Consider the following 16911-nt stretch of genomic DNA (forward strand, 5'->3'; position numbering starts at 1 on the left):
ATTCATAGCTTGTCAGCTTAATTCGGTTTATAGAATCATGCTTAGTGGCGATTGGTGTTGGGCTTTTTCTTCCAGTTCGTATGACTTTTCAAGTTCTTTGCCCAGGAAGTAGTTTAAGAACGTCCGAATTACTGCAATCGCTCCTAGCTTTGTCAGAGCTTCAAATGTGGGAGCAATGGTTGTATTGAGAATGTCAGCTCCTAATTGAAATTCCAAAGCTAGAGCCAACCACGCACCGAAGCGCAAGCGAACTTGCAGATAGGGGAACTTCAGGTTACGTCGTCGCCTAATTGCCACTAAAAGTTGTCCAGTTCTAATCAACCCAATCAGAACACAAACGGCAGCGATGGTCTCTAGCAGCAACTTCAGGATTGTGATAAAAGATGCTAAGCTGCGTTCTAGATGTTCGACGAATTCCATCGCAATCTCTCCTAATGTTGTCAGTTCGCCTTTAAATTGGGTTATTCAAATTGTGTCATCTAAGCCAAGGCGCTATGCCGCATTTTGAGATATTTTGCGCTTACGCCAGGTGAGATAGATAATCGCTAATCCTGCCGATACTAAGACATAGGCTGCCATTACGGATGACACACAGAGACTGGGAAAATTTAACGCAGCAATAAACAGAGCAAGAGTAACATTATGGGTAGCTGTCATCATCGCTAATGTTGTACGGGTAGACGACTCTCTTCCCCCCAATAAATGCCCCACCACCAGAGAGATGAACGCTAACAACCCAATGAGCGCAAGTGGCAATACTCCAACCCGCAGCATCCCATCTAAGTGTCGAATCATAATCCAGATAATCAAAACGTGAAACAGTGTATTAGCCGTATCTGTGACAAATTTTTCTAAATTATCTGCAAGATCTGACCAGCATTGTCGTACAGTTATACCTGTAATCAACGGTAACAATTGGGCAACGGCGATCTGTTGAGCTACACTTAATGATGAAATATGTGCTTCGCGTGGAAGAATTTCACTTAAGATGGCAATGGTTAATGGAACACTAATCACTGCCAATAGCGAAACTGTAATTTGTAGTGCAACTGCATAGGATTGATTTTTACCTGCACAGCTAAAGCGACTTAAGGTTAGCGATGTGCCAGGAGCGATCGCGATCAGAATTAGCCCAACCTCAACCTCCTTCGGCAAACTCAACCAAAACACCATTAGTACGGCAACAATCGGCACAACTACATTGATTCCCAAAATAGAGCGGTTCAATAGTCCCGGTCGTTGCCAAAGCCAAAATATCTGCTCAAGGTTCAAGCTAAGTCCCAAGGACAACATCAGCGAAAACAGTGTCAGCTTTACCAGACTGATACAGAGTAAAACAATTTGATCTTCCATAGGAAAAGTTGGTAATTTCCTAGTGGCGTAAACATCGTTGTCTAAATCACATACCTAACAAGCCACATCGTGCAGTCAAAAGACGTGCGAGCAGATTAGAAAATTGGGCTGCTCCTCGAAATTCAATACGATTCATTCATAATTACATCAAAAAACCATCAGCCCAGACTTGAACTTAAGCACCTAAGTTGAGAAGTTAAGCAAAAGATAGGTTGGGTAGTGAGAATTTAGTGAAAAGATAAGGCACAAGTTCGCGAATTATAGAACGGAAAAAGCCTCAACCCCTTGATTTATCTCCCTTTCCCATCCCCTTGACAAATCATGCTTTTCCTTAACTTGTCACTAATCATTTAATGTAAAATTTTTATTAAAGACAACCAATATATCAATTATTTTTCAAAGCTGACAATAAAGGTTGATTTATGGCGGTTTTCAACTGGATTGACTGTGTTAGGCACATTACACTTAGCGTATAAGTAACACAGTGGCGTAAATAACTAAGTATTAAGGACGGCTTTATGCTCTCTATTAAGCACAACAGATTAAATTCTCTGTGTGCTGCAATTTTTCTCACTTTGGGTTTATCCCAGTCGTTGCTAGCTCAGGAAACTTCTAAAAATATAGAACCTCGTGCCGAACAATTGCTGCAACAGATGAGTAAGACTTTGCAGACTGCTCGTGAATTTACCTTTCAGGCAGAAGCCACTAGGGATGAAGTCTCGCCTACTGGGCAAAAGATTCAGTACAGCACGATGACTGATGTTGCTGTGCGTCGTCCTAATAGATTGAGAGCAGATGTTGAAGGCGATCGCGTCAACCGCAGTTTTTGGTATGACGGTCGTTCTATAACGCTGCTCGTCGCATAGCGAATTTGTATGCTACTGCTGCGGCCCCATCAACAATTGATGATGCCCTAGACTATGCAATGGAAAAATTTGGAGTCTCAGCACCATTGGCAGATTTGGTCTTTAGCAACCCCTATGCTGTAATGACTGAGAATGTGAAAACTGGTACCTATCGGGGACTCAACTCTGTACAAGGCAAGTCCTGCCACCACTTAGTATTCACTCAGGAAACTATTGATTGGCAAATCTGGATTGAAAATAATCAACAGTCGTTACCATGTAAGCTGGTCATCAATTACAACAAACAGAACGCTACTCCCCAATACACCGCGATTCTGACCAACTGGAACCTCAAGTCTAATCTTTCGGATCGTCAATTCACATTTGTTGCTCCTACCAACTCAAAAAAGATTGAGTTTCTCCCTAGAGTTTCTAACCAATAGTACAGTACAGCAAAAATAATTTGATAGTTAGCAACAGACACAAATTAAATTTTATGAAAATTACAGCTAGGGGCTTTGTTGCACTAGTTGCCCAATCATTAGGTATTTTCAATTATTCCGGTCATGGGTAAGAGGTTTTTATGAAAAAGCAAACTCAACCCCAAAACTTATATCTTCGTGTTTTATCCAGCATACTCTGCATTATGCTAAGCGCAGTTACCATTAATGAAATTGCCATCGCTCTACCTAGAGGGGGTGGAGGTTTTGGCGGGGGAGGGCTGAGAAGTTTCAGAGGTAGCTTTGGGTCACGAGCGCGTGTTGGTGAGGGCAGCATTCGCTTCTCAGGCGATCGTCAATTGTCTCGTCCGTCGTCTTCTAGGAATATTCAGAATCGTCCTCAAATCAACCGACAACAAGCTCAACAACGAGTTCAAGAGATTAAGACAAATCCCCAAGCTCAACAACAAGTTCAACAGGCACGTCAGAATTTACAAAACAATCCCCAAGTACAGCAACAAGTTCAACAAGCACGCCAGAATCTTCAAAACAATCCCCAAGCCCAGCAAAAGCTGCAAAACTTTCAGCAGTCTCACCAAGATTTCAAAATTCAGAACCGAGAAGATTGGCAAAACTATCTAGACAATGCACGTGAGAGTCGGCAAGACTTTATCAATGACATAGACTGGGACGATTGGAATCACGTCCATTGGGATGATGATGACTTCTGGGGCTGGTATTATCCACCCGGTTACTTCGCTGTGACTTTGCCTTTAACTGCAATCACGGTTGCTTCAGTTGCCAATACCTTCAACCAGCCCTACTACTATGACCGGGGCGTTTACTACACGTCCAGTGGGAACGGTTATACAGTCGCACCTGCACCAGTGGGTGCTAAAGTTTCCAATCTGCCGGAGGGCTTTATTACGATTCAGGGAAGTTCCTACACCTACTACTATTACCTTGGTACCTTCTACCTCCAGGATTCGGCAACGGATAATTATATCGTCGTTCCCCCTCCTGTTGGTGCGGTAGTTCCCTACATTCCAGGTGGTTATAAGAAAGTAACGATTAAAGGGACAGAGTACTACCAGTACGCTGGAACCTATTACCGTCCAACCTATGCCAATGGACAACTGGTATATCAGGTAACTAGCGTTTAGCTCGCAATCTCCAAATTAGTGCTGTCAATTTTCTCTGGCGAAGCAACATTCAAACCAATGCAGAGGAGTTTGTCAATGCTATCAATCGAATTAATAGCCTCAGCATTTCTTAGGAGAGGGTTAATATCTGCTTAACTGGCTTATCTGTCATTGAACCAGGCAAAAATTGATGAGATGCTGATCAAAAGCTGTCTATATAAAGATTAAATCTCAATGTCTTTTTCTTATTTCTGAATGCTTGGTAATTGCCATTGGGGAATTTAACTTTTGTAACTAACCAACTTCGTGAGCATTTTAGCATATTAGTGTAACCCCAAACGGTTGCGCTCGCAAAAATACCTGACCACAAAATCCGTTAGAACCACGAATTTTTCTATCTCACATAAGAGTAACTTTTATGAAACCTCACCCATCAGCTACTTAAGGTGAATATCATGCTCAGACGACAAGCCCGACGAGGGGGATTAATGCAGGGCGGTGCTGCCCAACCTAGAATGACCCAAGCAAACATCATAAATACCTTGCAACAAGCACAACAAGCCGCCAATCAGCGCATTGGCACCCGGTTTGAGATGAAACAACGGATGTTTTCGATTGGGGATGACTATTTCATCAAAAACGAGAATGGCGACAAGGTGATCAAAGTCGATGGCAAGCTGTTGCGTTTAAAGCAGCAATTGTCGTTTGAAGATATGCAGGGTCGTGAACTCTATCACATTGTCGCCAAAATGGTAGACATTCGCGAAACAATGGACATTAAGCGTCCCAATGGTTCCAAAGCCGCGATCGTCCATGATGCCTGGTTCTCGCCGATTAAAGATAAATGGCAGATTGACGTTCCCGGTGGGCAGGATCTGGTTGCCAAAGGAAATATCTTACAACACGAATACACCATCACCGCTAAGGATGAACGGATGCCCATTGCCATCATCTCCAAGAAGTGGCTTCGCCTGCCAGACAGCTACGGTGTTGAATTGCAAAGTACTTTTGATGCCCCGCTGATTTTGGCAATCACGGTTGTGATCGACACGATGTCGCACAACCACACCACCAGTAAAACGATGGGTGGGATTTCCAAAGGATCGCGGTTTGACGTTCTTTAGCACCCGCGCAGGTCGGGAGTTGGTCAACCCCTTAGAGTGATCCAAAAAAATAAAGCAAGAGCCTTATATTTATTCAACAAACGCCAAGATTACTCGTGGAGGTTGCACAGCACCTGCTTGGGCGCGGTTTTTGGCTCTTACTTTATTTGTTGGTAATATGCTTAAGCTTCAAGGAGGCATCAATCATGAAAATTGGATCGTTACAACTGGTTGTCATCGGCTTTAATAACGACCAAAACTTTCGCGGTCAAATCTTGGCAGAACTGGATGCCGTGCGCGGTCGTGGAGCGATCCGGTTGATTGATTTGCTGTTTGTCCACAAAAACACTGCTGGTAATGTCACGGTAATGACGGACAGCGAAAAGGCGGACTTGTCAGATTATGGCGCGACGTTGAAACAGCTTGCGGGTTTGAATGGCTCCGCTGGTGCTGCCGCGAATATGAACGCTGCGACCAGTGCTTATGGTGTGACTACGGCAGATGTGCGGGCAGTGCTGGATCAAGTCGCTCCCGGTACGGCAGTGGCAATCGCACTGTTTGAACATGCCTGGGCTGGAGGCTTGGCAGAAGCGGTGCGGGATGCTGGTGGGCATTTGCTGGCACAGGGTATTCTCACCCGTGATGCGGTGCTAATGCTGGGAGAAGAACTGGCCGCGAGCGCCGAAGCGGAACGGGTGATTGAAGCAACCCTAGCAATTAAGGGGGCAGCACTGCTGGATGCGATCGCCTTTGTGGAATCGGCCAAACAAGCGGCTACAACAGCTGTGGGTGAGAACATCACCGCTGCGATCGCTGCCCAAACCCTACGAACCTTGATGGCAGTTGGAGTTGTCGATGATAGTGAGATCGAGCCAGCCATTCTCTCCCTGGTGGAGGTAGGCTTGTTGTCACCGGAGATTGTGGCAAACGCGATCGCCAAAGCTGATGCTGCACTGAATGCAGTCAACGAAGCCTTTGCCGCCCAGGGTTCTTACTCGTAATAAAATGCCCTGCTCTCGAAGAGCGCTTGCTTTTATTTTTTGGATCTCCCTTACCCAATCACAATTGATGAAGTTAAAAAATCAGAATTATTGTCCAATGATTGTCAATTGCGACAAGTCAAATATCTAAATAATAATGTGGAACAAGATCATCGATTTATCAAACGATTGATCAAAGGGGGAATGGGATTTAAATCATTTTATACAGCTAGAAGAACACTAATTGGTTATGAAACGGTGCCGAGGCTTTGTCTTAAGCTTTGTTGGGTTGCAAAAGTTACAGGCTAAGCTCAGTCAATTTGAAACAGAGAAAGGTTACAAGTGGACTCAGCAGGCGATCTCCCGACAAACTCAATTAGTTGAGCCGCAAGGATTACATCCCACAACTATTAAGAAGATTGTTTACAGTCAAATTGGTGTTGATGAGCGATCGCTGCAAATACTATTTCAGGCGCTAGGACTTGAGCTTGAACCTCAAGACTACAGTTTGGCAGCTCACCTCGATAGTGAGATCGAGTTAGCTGACTCCACAGACAGCGCGAAATCTGCTGAAGTTCAGACAACTCTGGTTCCCGAGTTTCCAGGTGGACCTGTCCCTCTCCATTCCCCCTTCTACATTGAACGGACTGCATTACAAGCACGTGCTTGTACTGAGATGACTCAATCTGGTGGTTTAGTTCGCATCAAAGCTCCTCAGAAGATGGGGAAAAGTTCGTTTGCCTTGCGTCTGCTTGACCACACTATCAGCCTTGGCTATCGCACCGTTCGAGTTGACTTTCAACAAGCCGAGGAGTCTATTTTCTCTGATATTGATCGCTTCCTCCGCTGGTTCTGTAAAACGCTTAGTTATCAGCTAGATGTGCTGCCTACGCTGGACAAATATTGGGACGAGGAAGCAGGCAGTAAGGTTAGCTGCACGATCTACCTTCAGCGAGCCTTACTCAAGCCGATTCAGGTTCCTGTCGTTCTCCTGCTCAATGAAATTAATTGCGTCTTTGAGCATGCAGCTATCTCTGGAGAATTCTTACCTCTATTACGCTCGTGGTACGAGGAAGCGAAGGGCAACTCAATTCTGCAAAAGCTCCGCCTTGTGCTAATTTATTCTACCGAGATTTACGTTCCGCTAAACTTCAATCAGTCCCCCTTTAATATCGGATTGCCGATTGAGTTGCCTGATTTGATGCCAGAAGAAATCCAGACCTTGGCTACCTACTATGGTCTATCGCCCAAAGTCGCATCGCCACTAATGGAAATGGTTGGAGGACATCCCTATTTGGTGCAATTAGCCCTTTACCATCTTTGGAATGATCAACTCACACTAGAGCAGCTATTACATCAAGCACCTACTCCTGTTGGGATTTATGCCAATTGCCTCAACCGTTGTTTATTAATGCTGCAAAATAATCTAGAACTGGCAGAGGCGTTTGCGCTAGTTGTGGAAGCTGGCGATAAAGTTTGCCTCAGTTCAATCATTGCTTACAAGCTAGAGAGTTTAGGTTTGATTAAGCTCGACAATCATGGAGCAAAACCAAGCTGCAAGCTTTATCAGCAGTTTTTCACACTTCAATCGACAATCGCTCCCAAAGCTGCAACTCAAACTCAAACGCGCAAAAGCCAACTTGGGCGATCGCCTCACGCTTCACTCTGGGTGATGGGATGACTGCCTATCGCTATCAGGTTGGCGGAAGTTTAACGGTTGATGCACCAACTTATGTGGTGCGTAAAGCCGATACCGAACTTTTGGATGCATTGATAGCAGGGGAGTTTTGCTATGTGTTCCATTCACGGCAGATGGGCAAATCGTCCCTGCTGTTCCGCACTCGCTACCTGCTAGAACAACAGGGGTTTCGGAGTGCCTTTCTCGACATGACCCGCATTGGCAGCGAAAATATCTCATCCAATCAGTGGTACAAAGGCATTATTTGGGAGCTATGGCGCAACTTCGACTTAGAGGTTAATCTCAAAGCTTGGGCACAGCAAGTTAAGGATCTTTCGCCTGTTCAACAACTTAGCCTATTTATAGAAGAAATTCTCCTGCCTGCATTTCCCCAGGAGCAACTATTCATCTTCGTAGACGAGATTGATAGTGTCCTTAATCTGGACTTTTTAGTCGATGATTTTTTTGCGCTTATTCGCTCCTGCTACAACCAACGGGCTGTCAACCCGGCTTATCAACGTTTGAATTTTGCCTTGTTTGGGGTTGCTACTCCCTCGCATCTGATTCAGGACCGACACCGCACTCCCTTCAACATTGGTCGAGGCATTGAGTTACACGGCTTCGAGTTAGGAGAAGTTGTGACCCTTGGCCAAGGCTTAGCGGGTTTTGTAGATGATGTGCAAGCGGTTCTCAAACGAATTTTGTACTGGACAAACGGTCAGCCATTTCTAGTACAGAAGCTTTGTCAGTTGATTGTAGAGGAGATGGAAAGCTTACAGGAGCGGCAGACATGTACATGCGAAGCCAGAAGTCAAAAGTCACAATTAATACAAGATTCAAAGCTTCTCACCTCCTCATCTTCCCAACTGGTTGACCGAATTGTGCGAGCGCGCATCATTAACAATTGGGAAACTCAAGACAATCCTGAACATCTGCGAACTATTCGCGCTCGCATTGAAAGCAACGAGCGGCGTGCGGCGCAAATACTTAACATCTATCAGCAAATTTTAAACACTCAACAGAACAATGATAACTGTTCATCGATCGCTGCCGACAATAGCCGTGAACAAATTGAACTTTTGCTGTCTGGGTTAGTAATCCAACAGCAGGGATACCTCCACATCAAATGCCACATCTATCAGGAAATTTTCAATCTCAAATGGGTAGAGCAACGGCTTGCAGCCTTACGTCCCTATTCACAAACTTTCAATGCCTGGATCGTGTCAAATCAGCAGGATGAATCGCGATTGCTACGAGGTCAGGCATTGCAAGATGCACTCTCGTGGTCACGGGGGAAGAGCTTGAGCGATTTGGATTATCGCTTTTTGGCTGCCTGTCAGGATTTGGAGCAGCAACAAATCCGTATGGTTTTGGAAGCCAAAGTAGCACAACAAGTCAAGGCTCGCCTGGCATTGGAGAAACGAAACACCCGACAGCTGAATTTGATTCTTTCACTAGTCAGTGTAGCTCTGCTGATTTCGACTGGCTTGGGCTTGGCGTTATTTATGCAATATCGTAGGGCGTTGAACCTAGAAAAGCAGCTGACTTTTCCCGTTAAGTGTCAAAAACTCATTTCAGAATTTGATAAACTAACTTTGAATTGTTGACCAAGTTTTTTAACTTAAAAACCAACGGTTTAAGGTTCCGAAAGCCTTATCTGAAGTGTAACGAGTGTGAGGACAGATGTTCAATCATCAATGGAAGTTGTGGGATAGGCTGTTACTTATTTTGCCAATTACTTGCAGTGTTTTGCTGTTGACTAAAACGCCAGCAAATGCAAATGACTTGATCAAAAATCCCGATGAATTAGCAGGAAAATCATCTGGAACAAAATTGGTTGGACAGCCTTTGAATGTAAAGCCAGCGATCGCACAAACACCACAAAAAAACGCGATCGCAACTGAAGAATCATTGTCGGCACAAGAGTTTGTTTCTCCAGAAATGGAGCAGGTAAACTCGGTTTCTCAACTCTCCGATGTCAACCCCACGGACTGGGCATTTGCTGCTTTGCAATCTCTAGTTGAGCGTTACGGCTGTATCGCAGGCTATCCCAATCGCACCTATGGCGGTGATCGAGCCATGACGCGCTATGAATTTGCTGCTGGGTTACATGCCTGCCTGGATCGTATTAAGGAATTGATTGCCACCTCAACCGCAGATTTGGTCAACAAACAAGACCTAGAAACGCTGAGAAAACTTCAACAAGAGTTTGCACCAGAACTCGCAGTGCTACGCAATCGGGTTGATAGCTTAGAAGCTAAGGCTGCGACTCTAGAAGCGAATCAATTTTCAACCACAACTAAACTATTCGGCAACGCCATCTTTGCAGTATCTGATGTGTTTGGTGAGGATGGCGGTACCAACCAAAGCGTTTTTCAATATCGGGCTAATTTGAACTTGGCTTCCAGTTTTACGGGTAGAGATGTGCTGTTGATGAGTTTATTCTCAGGCAATGTTCCCCTAGGCACAGTTCAACAACAACAAGGTTTGATTACTGGTCCGTTCAACTTAGCAGGTGTCGATGTCGATATTCCTGGCGTTGCTACTGTTAGAAACTCCACAGCGGAAGGAACATTATCGTCACAATTTGGTGCTAACACATCGAATGGAGTTTTGCTGGCCGTACTTGCTTACAGCTTTCCCCTCACCGATGATTTGAATGTTGCTATAGTTAACAGTTTTGCTCCGTTCCAACTGTATGCGCCGACCCTAAATCCTTATTTCGATGACAAGGACGCTGGCACCGGGGCAATCAGCGTATTTGGTGAGTACAACCCAATTTATACCCTTTCTGGTGGAGGTACAGGCGTTATTCTCAACTACAAAATTGGAAGTTCTCTGACTTTAACGGGAGGTTATCTTGCCGATGGTTTTGTCGCAGGAAATCCCAACAGAGGACTGTTCAATGGTGGCTATGGGGCATTGGGACAGCTGACGTGGAACGTGACGGACAACTTCTCTGTTGCAGGCGTTTATACCAATGACTATGCGCCACCGAGGGGGCGGTTTGGCTTTAACTACAATGCCTTGGCTGTCACCGGTACCGCCGTTGCCAATACCCTAGCAGGTCAAGACCCTTTTTCCCCAGTAGTTACCAACGGCTATGGGGTGCAGTTTTCCTGGAAAGTCAATCCAGGCTTTGCTGTAAATGGCTGGTTTAGTACCTTTTATCCTCGCTTAATTGGTCAGGGCGATGGCAATATTCTCACTTATGCCCTCAACTTCGCCTTCCCCGATTTTGGAAAAAAAGGCAATCTTTTGGGGTTTGTCTTTGGTGCAGAACCCTACCTCACCGATTTTGATGGCGGCAATCCTCAAGCATTTAAAGTGGATGTGCCCCTACATATCGAAGGCTTCTACCGCTATCAGCTTACTGACAGAATTTCTATTACTCCTGGGGTTATTTGGCTAACCGCGCCCAACCAAGACCGGGATAACGGCAGCGATATTATTGCCACTCTTAGGACAACTTTTCAGTTTTAACCTGAAGTTCCCCTTTGACAAAAAAGCGTAGTGTATGCATAGAAGGGCTTGGGCGCGATTTTGATTTCAGTTTTACTGGGTACAAATTAGGCTAATACCCAGTAAATCTATTGCCCTTTGTTGCACTCTCGTGGGTTCAGTAATCTTATCAAAAGTAAAATTAGTCCCGGCAATAGTCGATTGAATTTTATTTTTAACAACAGTTGCGGTTAGCAGCTAACAAAGTTTGGAAACTATGGACAGGTAAATTATTCTCGGTACGTTTGGTATGAGCTTTAGCCAAACCAAATAATTTGTTTAATTCCAAACCGAGAACGGACTTTTTCTATTTGGTTGGTAAAAGTTGTTGGGTCAGAAGTATTTCCCTCAAATACTTCCACTGCAATTGGACAGCCTGGTACAATGTTTTTTGCATTCAAGCCTGCATTCATTGCCTAATAACCTTTCCAGGCTATTTTAGTACATTTGCACGGGGTAACTTCAGATTAACAGTGTTCCCGAAGAGCGGGGGTGCGCTTCCTCTTAGGAGTGACTAAAAAAATAAAACCCCACGTAGAAGGTGGGGGGTTTCTCTTGTTAGTACTAATGTACTATAAAGTAACCAAATTGACAAGCGATCACCGCGACATTACGTCTTGCTTAGTGAGTGAATTTTCTTTTGTCGGACGACCCATCGGTGTTTAACTTGGTCGAGCAATATGAAAAGCACAAACATAGGATAATTCAATGGTGTCACCGTTTTGTTCTAGCACCTGTCGTAATCCCTCAAATAATTCTTGTTTGTGCTGTGTCTCTAGTTTCAAGTGAGGTGAGTAGGTATTCAACAACATCAAGTATTGATCCACTGAGTATATAACTTCGACCTCCATATGTCCAGATACTAGGTCCTTGAAGTTTTACTGAACTGACTTTTTCTATATAACGCTCACAAGCGAGTCAAAAATCATCAAAATCACCTCTTGGGGGTTGAGCACTCAATTTATTCTGACTCCTCAATTGTGGCTTGGAGAATTCTTTTTCAATTACGGATGACCGATGGTAGTAACTTGGAGTCCCAAATGTAAAGTCCTTTTTGTGAAGGCACTCTTGAGAATCGTCCGGCACGATAACCACGCGACAATTCACTTAACACATTCGATTTTACTTGTTGCACTTGTAATGGGTCGAGTTCTCCGTATAATTGGTTAATCACTTCAGCCACATCAAAAACTTTTCTGGGATTTTGTTGTAGCAACAAAGTAATCGCATCAATTAAAAATTTCCCTTCAAACTCTCCTTGCATTGGAATAGTATTAGTTTTCGCCTGTGGTGAAGGTTTTTTGTCTTTGTTTTTTCCCTGCTTAGAAGACTGCTTAGAAGAACTAGTACTCTTCGAGTTGAGCAGTTTTAAGTCCAAAGTAAAATAGCCAGGCTTGCCAGGAACCAAAAACCATTTGCCGCTTTCTCTGCCATGAGTCAACGTAGATTGAACTCTGCCTTTTACTACTTTGAATACATCTGGCTCTAACTCACCATACAGCAATCGCACCAGCATATCTATGTGACACACACTGCCTGCGTATTTTTGCAATATCTTTTGGATCGCTTCGCTGCGGCTTAAAGACTGATACTCTTCTAGCATGGGAATATCTGACGATTTGCCCGAGTTGGCTTGAGTATCTGAATATGTCTGTCCAACCGTAGATGTTGACGCTGGCAGCTCGTCTGTGAAGGTGGATGCACCCGATGATTCATTGATCGAAGAAGGGAACAGGGAACGGGCAACGGGCAACAGTTCCGTGTTTTCTGTTAAGGTGTCGGGGTCTAAAACCCCATCTTCTATAAGTTGCTTGTTTGGGTTGGGGTCTAAATGCCTATACATAACCCCCCTGTTCCCTGTTGCCTGTTCCCTGTTGCCTTTTAACTCTAAATCATTTGTTTGTGAAACCTTAGAGTTGATAGATTCTACTAAATTGGGCGAATAGTCAGTAATGTTATCGCTGTTTTCTGACAATGATTTTTCTTCGTTAGCAGTTGTAACTACCTCATCGGTTACTAACGGCATCTCGATATTTTGATTTTCAGTAGATATATTCTCTACCTCTGAATCTTTTGTTGGTGCAACTTCAGAATTGATAGGTTCTACTAAATTAGCTGAAGTTTCAGTAATGTTATTACTATTGCCTAACAACCCATTTTCACCCACATGAGCAGGCAATACCTCAGTTGTCACTTCGGGTGTTGAGTGCTTGTTTTCAACACTTGATTGTGAAGACCAGTTGGATAATAGTGCTTCTACATGCTTGAGATTCTCTAATGCTTGGCTGTATAACTTTTCGTATTTTTCTACGCTTTGAGCGTAGTAGTTTCGTAATTCCAACAATGGAGCCACCAGACTTTCTGGCGGCGGCTGTAATTGCGATTGACTATTCATAAACTTTTAGTTTTACCAAAACCACTATTCCTTGTACTAGTAGTACATTTTTGTTGCTTATGCTCGTCAAGCTAGCCCATCAAAGGCTGCTGCTAGTCCAAGATGTACACTATTACCGGATGAATATATTGATAATAGCTTTTAGCTTTTAATCATGCCAACTTACTAGACACATGGATGATAGTGATAAGAAGCGATCGCTTCTGGCATTAAGTTTGCGATCGCCACGTTTATATTCGACAGCATTGGCACGAACAGGCGGGTTTGAATCCCCCACTAATTGTTCCTGGGAGCAAAGCGCAGTATCCCTCATGCCTTTGTTCGTCAATGTTTCAAATCAACAATCAACGCATCTACAACATTACAATCACCAACAGCACCAACAGATCCACTACACAATCAACAGCAACAGCGCGATCGCTTATTCGTTTTCCTCCACCATTGTCAGCGTGAACTGCCTACAGATATAACAGTTCAACGGGAGTATCCCAATTTTTGAAACCGCTCTCAAATAACAAGTATTGGGCCAATGTGCAAGCAGCGATCGCACTCCCGAAGAAGGCACTTGCTCAGGGGTAGTGCTCAAACCCAACTGGGCTGTTCACGCTTCACACAAACGCAGTGGCGCTAAGGGTAAAAATACGGTGACTCACATCTTGCACCAAGAAAAATTGATGTAATTTTATTACTCAGTAAAAAAGCTAAACCCCTAATTTCACGATAAAAGTCAATAAAAATCAAGTAGCTTTATCGCACATCTTTTTACTTTATCTGGGGTTGTACGGAGAGGTGCAAGATATGAGGTGACATCCGATGTCAGTGCTCCCTTTAATTGGGCGAGTCAACTCCCGGCATAGCGATCGCATTCCTCACAAGGGGTGGTTAAGAAGCCTTCACTCTTTAGCGGTGGATGTGCAACAGATGATGCGGTGGTTTCCCATGAAGGAGTAAGAAGGGCTTACGCTATTTTCAGTTTTTCTGGTTTGAGGTTGACCACTCTCGAACTTCACGACTTTATTATTTTCTAGCTCAGACCATAAGTACGCTATTTCAAGGCTTTCAGGGCTCTCAAACTTCACGACTTTATTTTCAATGTACGCTATATGGATTCTTCTTTTTCTTTGAGTCCTTTAAGCAGTTCGCAACAGTAGCACTTTTGAATGAGGAGATGCTGCCCTGAATTTACCTCTTCAACGGTCTCAACCGTAAACTCTTGGCAAACAGAGCAGAACTTTTCCTGTTTCCAGTAATTCAGGGAATACACTCGTAGGTGAAATTTTGAACAATCAAGATATAATTGACATCCAGGACAGCACCAACCAGCAACCCGAATCCTGCGAAGTTGATGTGCGACTTTTTGTGGCAAAGGCAGATTAGCTAACACCACCTCCGGTTCCACTTCCTTCATCCTTCGTCCACAAACATTACATCTAAACGTCTCGTTTCGACTTACGATCTCTGCTCTAGATATACCAACTGGTTCAACTAACATAGGCGTTGACTATAGCAAGGAACAGATGAACCTAACTTTCAGAGCTGATTCGTAAAGAAAATCTTAAGGATACCCAATTCATTGGTGGCCATGACTTTCAGAGAATAAACGCTCTCTTGGCTCAAATTCCTGAAACCCTTACGAGACAAAGACTTTACTCTAGTTTACAAATTAGCTCTCAAGATGTTGTTATTTCTTGAAGTTTAACTATTTATTGTGTAAGCGTTTTATTCCTGTTCTTAAAGTTAAATGTTTCCTCTTCTTCTTTTGGCGATCGCTGGCATAAAAATATATTCTTGATTAGAAATCATCCCGCAATGATGCAACGCTCTAATAACTTCTAATTAATTTGGAATTTTGCGGGCGTTGATTTTGAATTTTGAATTGTTTTGTCACCCTATACTTAGCCAGCCATTAATTGCTGCTTCTAGTAAATGTGCGTCATTTCCAGGAGGATACATATAAAGCCCTTCATTTGCAGTTCGGATTCCAAAGTAGTAGTAATAGCCACCATCATTACATATTTCTTCTACACTTATTTTTTCGATTTGAGAGACATTAATTGTTTGAATTCGTGCATTCCCAACTAGATAGGTATTCACTCGTGGATGGGGTGAACGAAAAAAAGTGTGGGAGAGTAGTTAGCGGATATATTACGCTAACATAGCTGAGATGCCATAAAACCAAACTTCCTATGAACAACCGCCAATCAATTCTGTCTCATATCAGTGACACACTCCAGGACTTACCGGAGTGTCACCATTTAGAAGAATTTGTGGGCGAATTTTACAATATGTGGCTAAAATTAGGGAAATTTGTGCAACAAAGCTTATTCCAAGCCTTAATTGAAGAAAAAGAAGCCGAATACTCACATCCGAGAACTAAACGAGAAAAAAGATATTACACCCCATTAGGTGAAATGGTTCTTGTACGTAGAGCTTATGAGACAACAGATGGTATTAAAGTCCTAGTTGATGAAGAGTTAGGGCTACCAAAAGATAAATGGCTACCAATGGTATTAGAATTAGCCTGTGCCTTGGGAGTCAGTAGTGAATTTCCAAATTCTCACTCTTTGTTTCAAAAATGGACAACGCTAAATTTGACACAAAAAACCTTAGCGTTGCAAGTAGAAAAGGTAGGAAATCAACTACAAAGCCAAGAATTTAAAGTTGAATGTGATATTGATTTGAGTTCACAGTTGTCAGTAGATAATTTAGAGTCAGAGCAAGCAGATTTATTATATGTGGGAGTTGATGGAGTCATGACTCCCTTGAATCAAAAACAAGGATATAAAGAAGCAAAAGTTGGTGTAATTTTTTGGAATAAAGACCATCAAAAAGTTGGTAAAAAAAGAGGTGTGATCCGGCAAAGGGAATATGTAGCTACTTTAAAATCCCGCAAAGAATTTAGAGATAGAGTATCCCAGTTATATAATCAAGTAGCAGGACAGAAACCTACAAAAACCGTATTGATTGGTGATGGCGCACATTGGATTTGGTCGATGGCATCAGAACAATTTCCAGGCGCAGTGGAAATTCTCGACTTTTTTCATCTCTCAGAATATGTGTGGGCAGTAGCGAAAGCAGCGTATCCAAATAAAGAAGATTCTCAAAAGGATTGGGTGAAAACTCAACAACAACTCTTGAAAAAATCTGAATGGACTACAGTAATTGAAAATTGTCATCAATTCCCCAAAAAGAAGAAAGATTTAAAGAGAGCAATTACCGATTTAGAGCGTTATTTAACTAATAATCAAAGTCGGATTGATTATCACTCTTATTTAAAAGCTGGTTTAATGATTGGTTCAGGAGTTGTTGAAAGTTCCAATCGGCGTGTGGTTACTCAAAGATTAAAACAGGCTGGTATGCACTGGTCTTTTTTTGGAGCAGAAGGAGTTATGGCTCTTAGAGCAGCATATTTAAGTAATTCAACTCGATGGTCAAATTTTTGGTCATCCTTATCTTACAATCAAAGTAGTTAGC

The 16911-nt window shown here is 43.2% G+C and carries 19 protein-coding genes and 2 pseudogenes; 13 read left to right on the top strand and 8 right to left on the bottom strand.

The window, feature by feature from the left end:
* Positions 1–27: 27 nt before the first annotated feature.
* Both FIS9605_RS0130145 and FIS9605_RS0130150 read right to left on the bottom strand, forming a co-directional pair.
* Positions 28–420 (bottom strand): DUF1622 domain-containing protein, encoded by a 393-nt coding sequence (locus FIS9605_RS0130145; protein ID WP_026735901.1) that lies wholly within the window; start codon positions 418–420, stop codon positions 28–30.
* Positions 421–492: 72 nt separating this feature from the next.
* Entirely contained in the window at positions 493–1353 is an 861-nt protein-coding gene (locus FIS9605_RS0130150; protein WP_026735902.1) for a bile acid:sodium symporter family protein, read from the bottom strand.
* 518 nt (positions 1354–1871) lie between these two features.
* Between FIS9605_RS0130150 and FIS9605_RS46250 the strand changes: the two genes are divergently transcribed.
* From FIS9605_RS46250 to FIS9605_RS0130185, 9 genes and pseudogenes are all read left to right on the top strand, one after another.
* Entirely contained in the window at positions 1872–2219 is a 348-nt protein-coding gene (locus FIS9605_RS46250; RefSeq protein ID WP_051470188.1) for a DUF2092 domain-containing protein, read from the top strand.
* A 5-nt stretch (positions 2220–2224) separates the two neighbouring features.
* Positions 2225–2641: a DUF2092 domain-containing protein gene (locus FIS9605_RS40065; protein ID WP_051470189.1), complete on the top strand. Its 417-nt coding sequence runs from the start codon at positions 2225–2227 to the stop codon at positions 2639–2641.
* A 140-nt stretch (positions 2642–2781) separates the two neighbouring features.
* A complete protein-coding gene (locus tag FIS9605_RS40070; RefSeq protein ID WP_051470190.1) occupies positions 2782–3801 on the top strand; it encodes a DUF6515 family protein in 1020 nt (339 codons plus the stop codon).
* 434 nt (positions 3802–4235) lie between these two features.
* Positions 4236–4904, top strand: coding sequence for an LURP-one-related/scramblase family protein (locus tag FIS9605_RS38675; protein WP_197036171.1), 669 nt, complete (start codon positions 4236–4238; stop codon positions 4902–4904).
* Between the two features lie 185 nt (positions 4905–5089).
* Positions 5090–5884, top strand: a complete 795-nt coding sequence (locus tag FIS9605_RS40075) for a hypothetical protein (RefSeq protein WP_051470191.1) — start codon at positions 5090–5092, stop codon at positions 5882–5884.
* Between the two features lie 108 nt (positions 5885–5992).
* Positions 5993–6124 (top strand): annotated as a pseudogene (locus tag FIS9605_RS45610) (DDE-type integrase/transposase/recombinase); the annotation flags it as partial.
* Entirely contained in the window at positions 6114–7544 is a 1431-nt protein-coding gene (locus FIS9605_RS38685; protein WP_051470192.1) for an AAA-like domain-containing protein, read from the top strand. The pseudogene FIS9605_RS45610 and the gene FIS9605_RS38685, both read left to right, overlap by 11 nt.
* Positions 7541–9148 carry an AAA-like domain-containing protein gene (locus FIS9605_RS0130180; RefSeq protein ID WP_026735903.1) on the top strand — a complete coding sequence of 536 codons (1608 nt, stop codon included), beginning with the start codon at positions 7541–7543 and terminating at the stop codon, positions 9146–9148. The genes FIS9605_RS38685 and FIS9605_RS0130180 overlap by 4 nt, the downstream gene beginning before the upstream one ends.
* 76 nt (positions 9149–9224) lie before the next feature.
* Positions 9225–11024, top strand: a complete 1800-nt coding sequence (locus FIS9605_RS0130185; protein ID WP_026735904.1) for an iron uptake porin — start codon at positions 9225–9227, stop codon at positions 11022–11024.
* Positions 11025–11096: 72 nt separating this feature from the next.
* On the opposite strand, the pseudogene FIS9605_RS46745 reads toward FIS9605_RS0130185, so the two are convergent.
* The 4 genes and pseudogenes from FIS9605_RS46745 to FIS9605_RS0130200 all read right to left on the bottom strand — a co-directional run.
* A pseudogene (locus FIS9605_RS46745) lies at positions 11097–11304 on the bottom strand (IS1634 family transposase); the annotation flags it as partial.
* Complete coding sequence (locus FIS9605_RS43240) at positions 11300–11455, bottom strand: hypothetical protein (protein ID WP_155960575.1); 156 nt, start codon at positions 11453–11455, stop codon at positions 11300–11302. The pseudogene FIS9605_RS46745 and the gene FIS9605_RS43240, both read right to left, overlap by 5 nt.
* A gap of 249 nt (positions 11456–11704) precedes the next feature.
* Positions 11705–11893, bottom strand: a complete 189-nt coding sequence (locus FIS9605_RS43245) for a hypothetical protein (RefSeq protein WP_155960576.1) — start codon at positions 11891–11893, stop codon at positions 11705–11707.
* Between the two features lie 149 nt (positions 11894–12042).
* A complete protein-coding gene (locus FIS9605_RS0130200; RefSeq protein ID WP_026735905.1) occupies positions 12043–13437 on the bottom strand; it encodes a hypothetical protein in 1395 nt (464 codons plus the stop codon).
* A gap of 173 nt (positions 13438–13610) precedes the next feature.
* On the opposite strand from FIS9605_RS0130200, the gene FIS9605_RS43250 reads away from it, so the two are divergent.
* The 3 genes from FIS9605_RS43250 (at position 13611) to FIS9605_RS43260 (ending at position 14388) form a co-directional block, all read left to right on the top strand.
* Positions 13611–13907, top strand: a complete 297-nt coding sequence (locus FIS9605_RS43250) for a hypothetical protein (RefSeq protein ID WP_155960577.1) — start codon at positions 13611–13613, stop codon at positions 13905–13907.
* A 51-nt stretch (positions 13908–13958) separates the two neighbouring features.
* Entirely contained in the window at positions 13959–14117 is a 159-nt protein-coding gene (locus FIS9605_RS43255) for a hypothetical protein (RefSeq protein ID WP_155960578.1), read from the top strand.
* A gap of 133 nt (positions 14118–14250) precedes the next feature.
* A complete protein-coding gene (locus FIS9605_RS43260; RefSeq protein ID WP_155960579.1) occupies positions 14251–14388 on the top strand; it encodes a hypothetical protein in 138 nt (45 codons plus the stop codon).
* Between the two features lie 148 nt (positions 14389–14536).
* On the opposite strand, the gene FIS9605_RS0130210 is transcribed toward FIS9605_RS43260, so the two are convergent.
* Together FIS9605_RS0130210 and FIS9605_RS44455 are read right to left on the bottom strand one after the other, a co-directional pair.
* The gene (locus FIS9605_RS0130210; protein ID WP_026735907.1) at positions 14537–14845 is read right to left on the bottom strand and encodes a hypothetical protein; all 309 of its coding nucleotides are present in this window, start codon (positions 14843–14845) and stop codon (positions 14537–14539) included.
* A 476-nt stretch (positions 14846–15321) separates the two neighbouring features.
* Positions 15322–15531, bottom strand: a complete 210-nt coding sequence (locus FIS9605_RS44455; RefSeq protein ID WP_197036172.1) for a hypothetical protein — start codon at positions 15529–15531, stop codon at positions 15322–15324.
* A 92-nt stretch (positions 15532–15623) separates the two neighbouring features.
* Between FIS9605_RS44455 and FIS9605_RS0130220 the strand changes: the two genes are divergently transcribed.
* Positions 15624–16910, top strand: coding sequence for an ISKra4 family transposase (locus FIS9605_RS0130220; RefSeq protein ID WP_082209884.1), 1287 nt, complete (start codon positions 15624–15626; stop codon positions 16908–16910).
* Position 16911: the final 1 nt, after the last annotated feature.

This window comes from Fischerella sp. PCC 9605 (assembly GCF_000517105.1).
In the GTDB taxonomy this organism is placed as follows: Bacteria; Cyanobacteriota; Cyanobacteriia; order Cyanobacteriales; family Nostocaceae; genus PCC9605.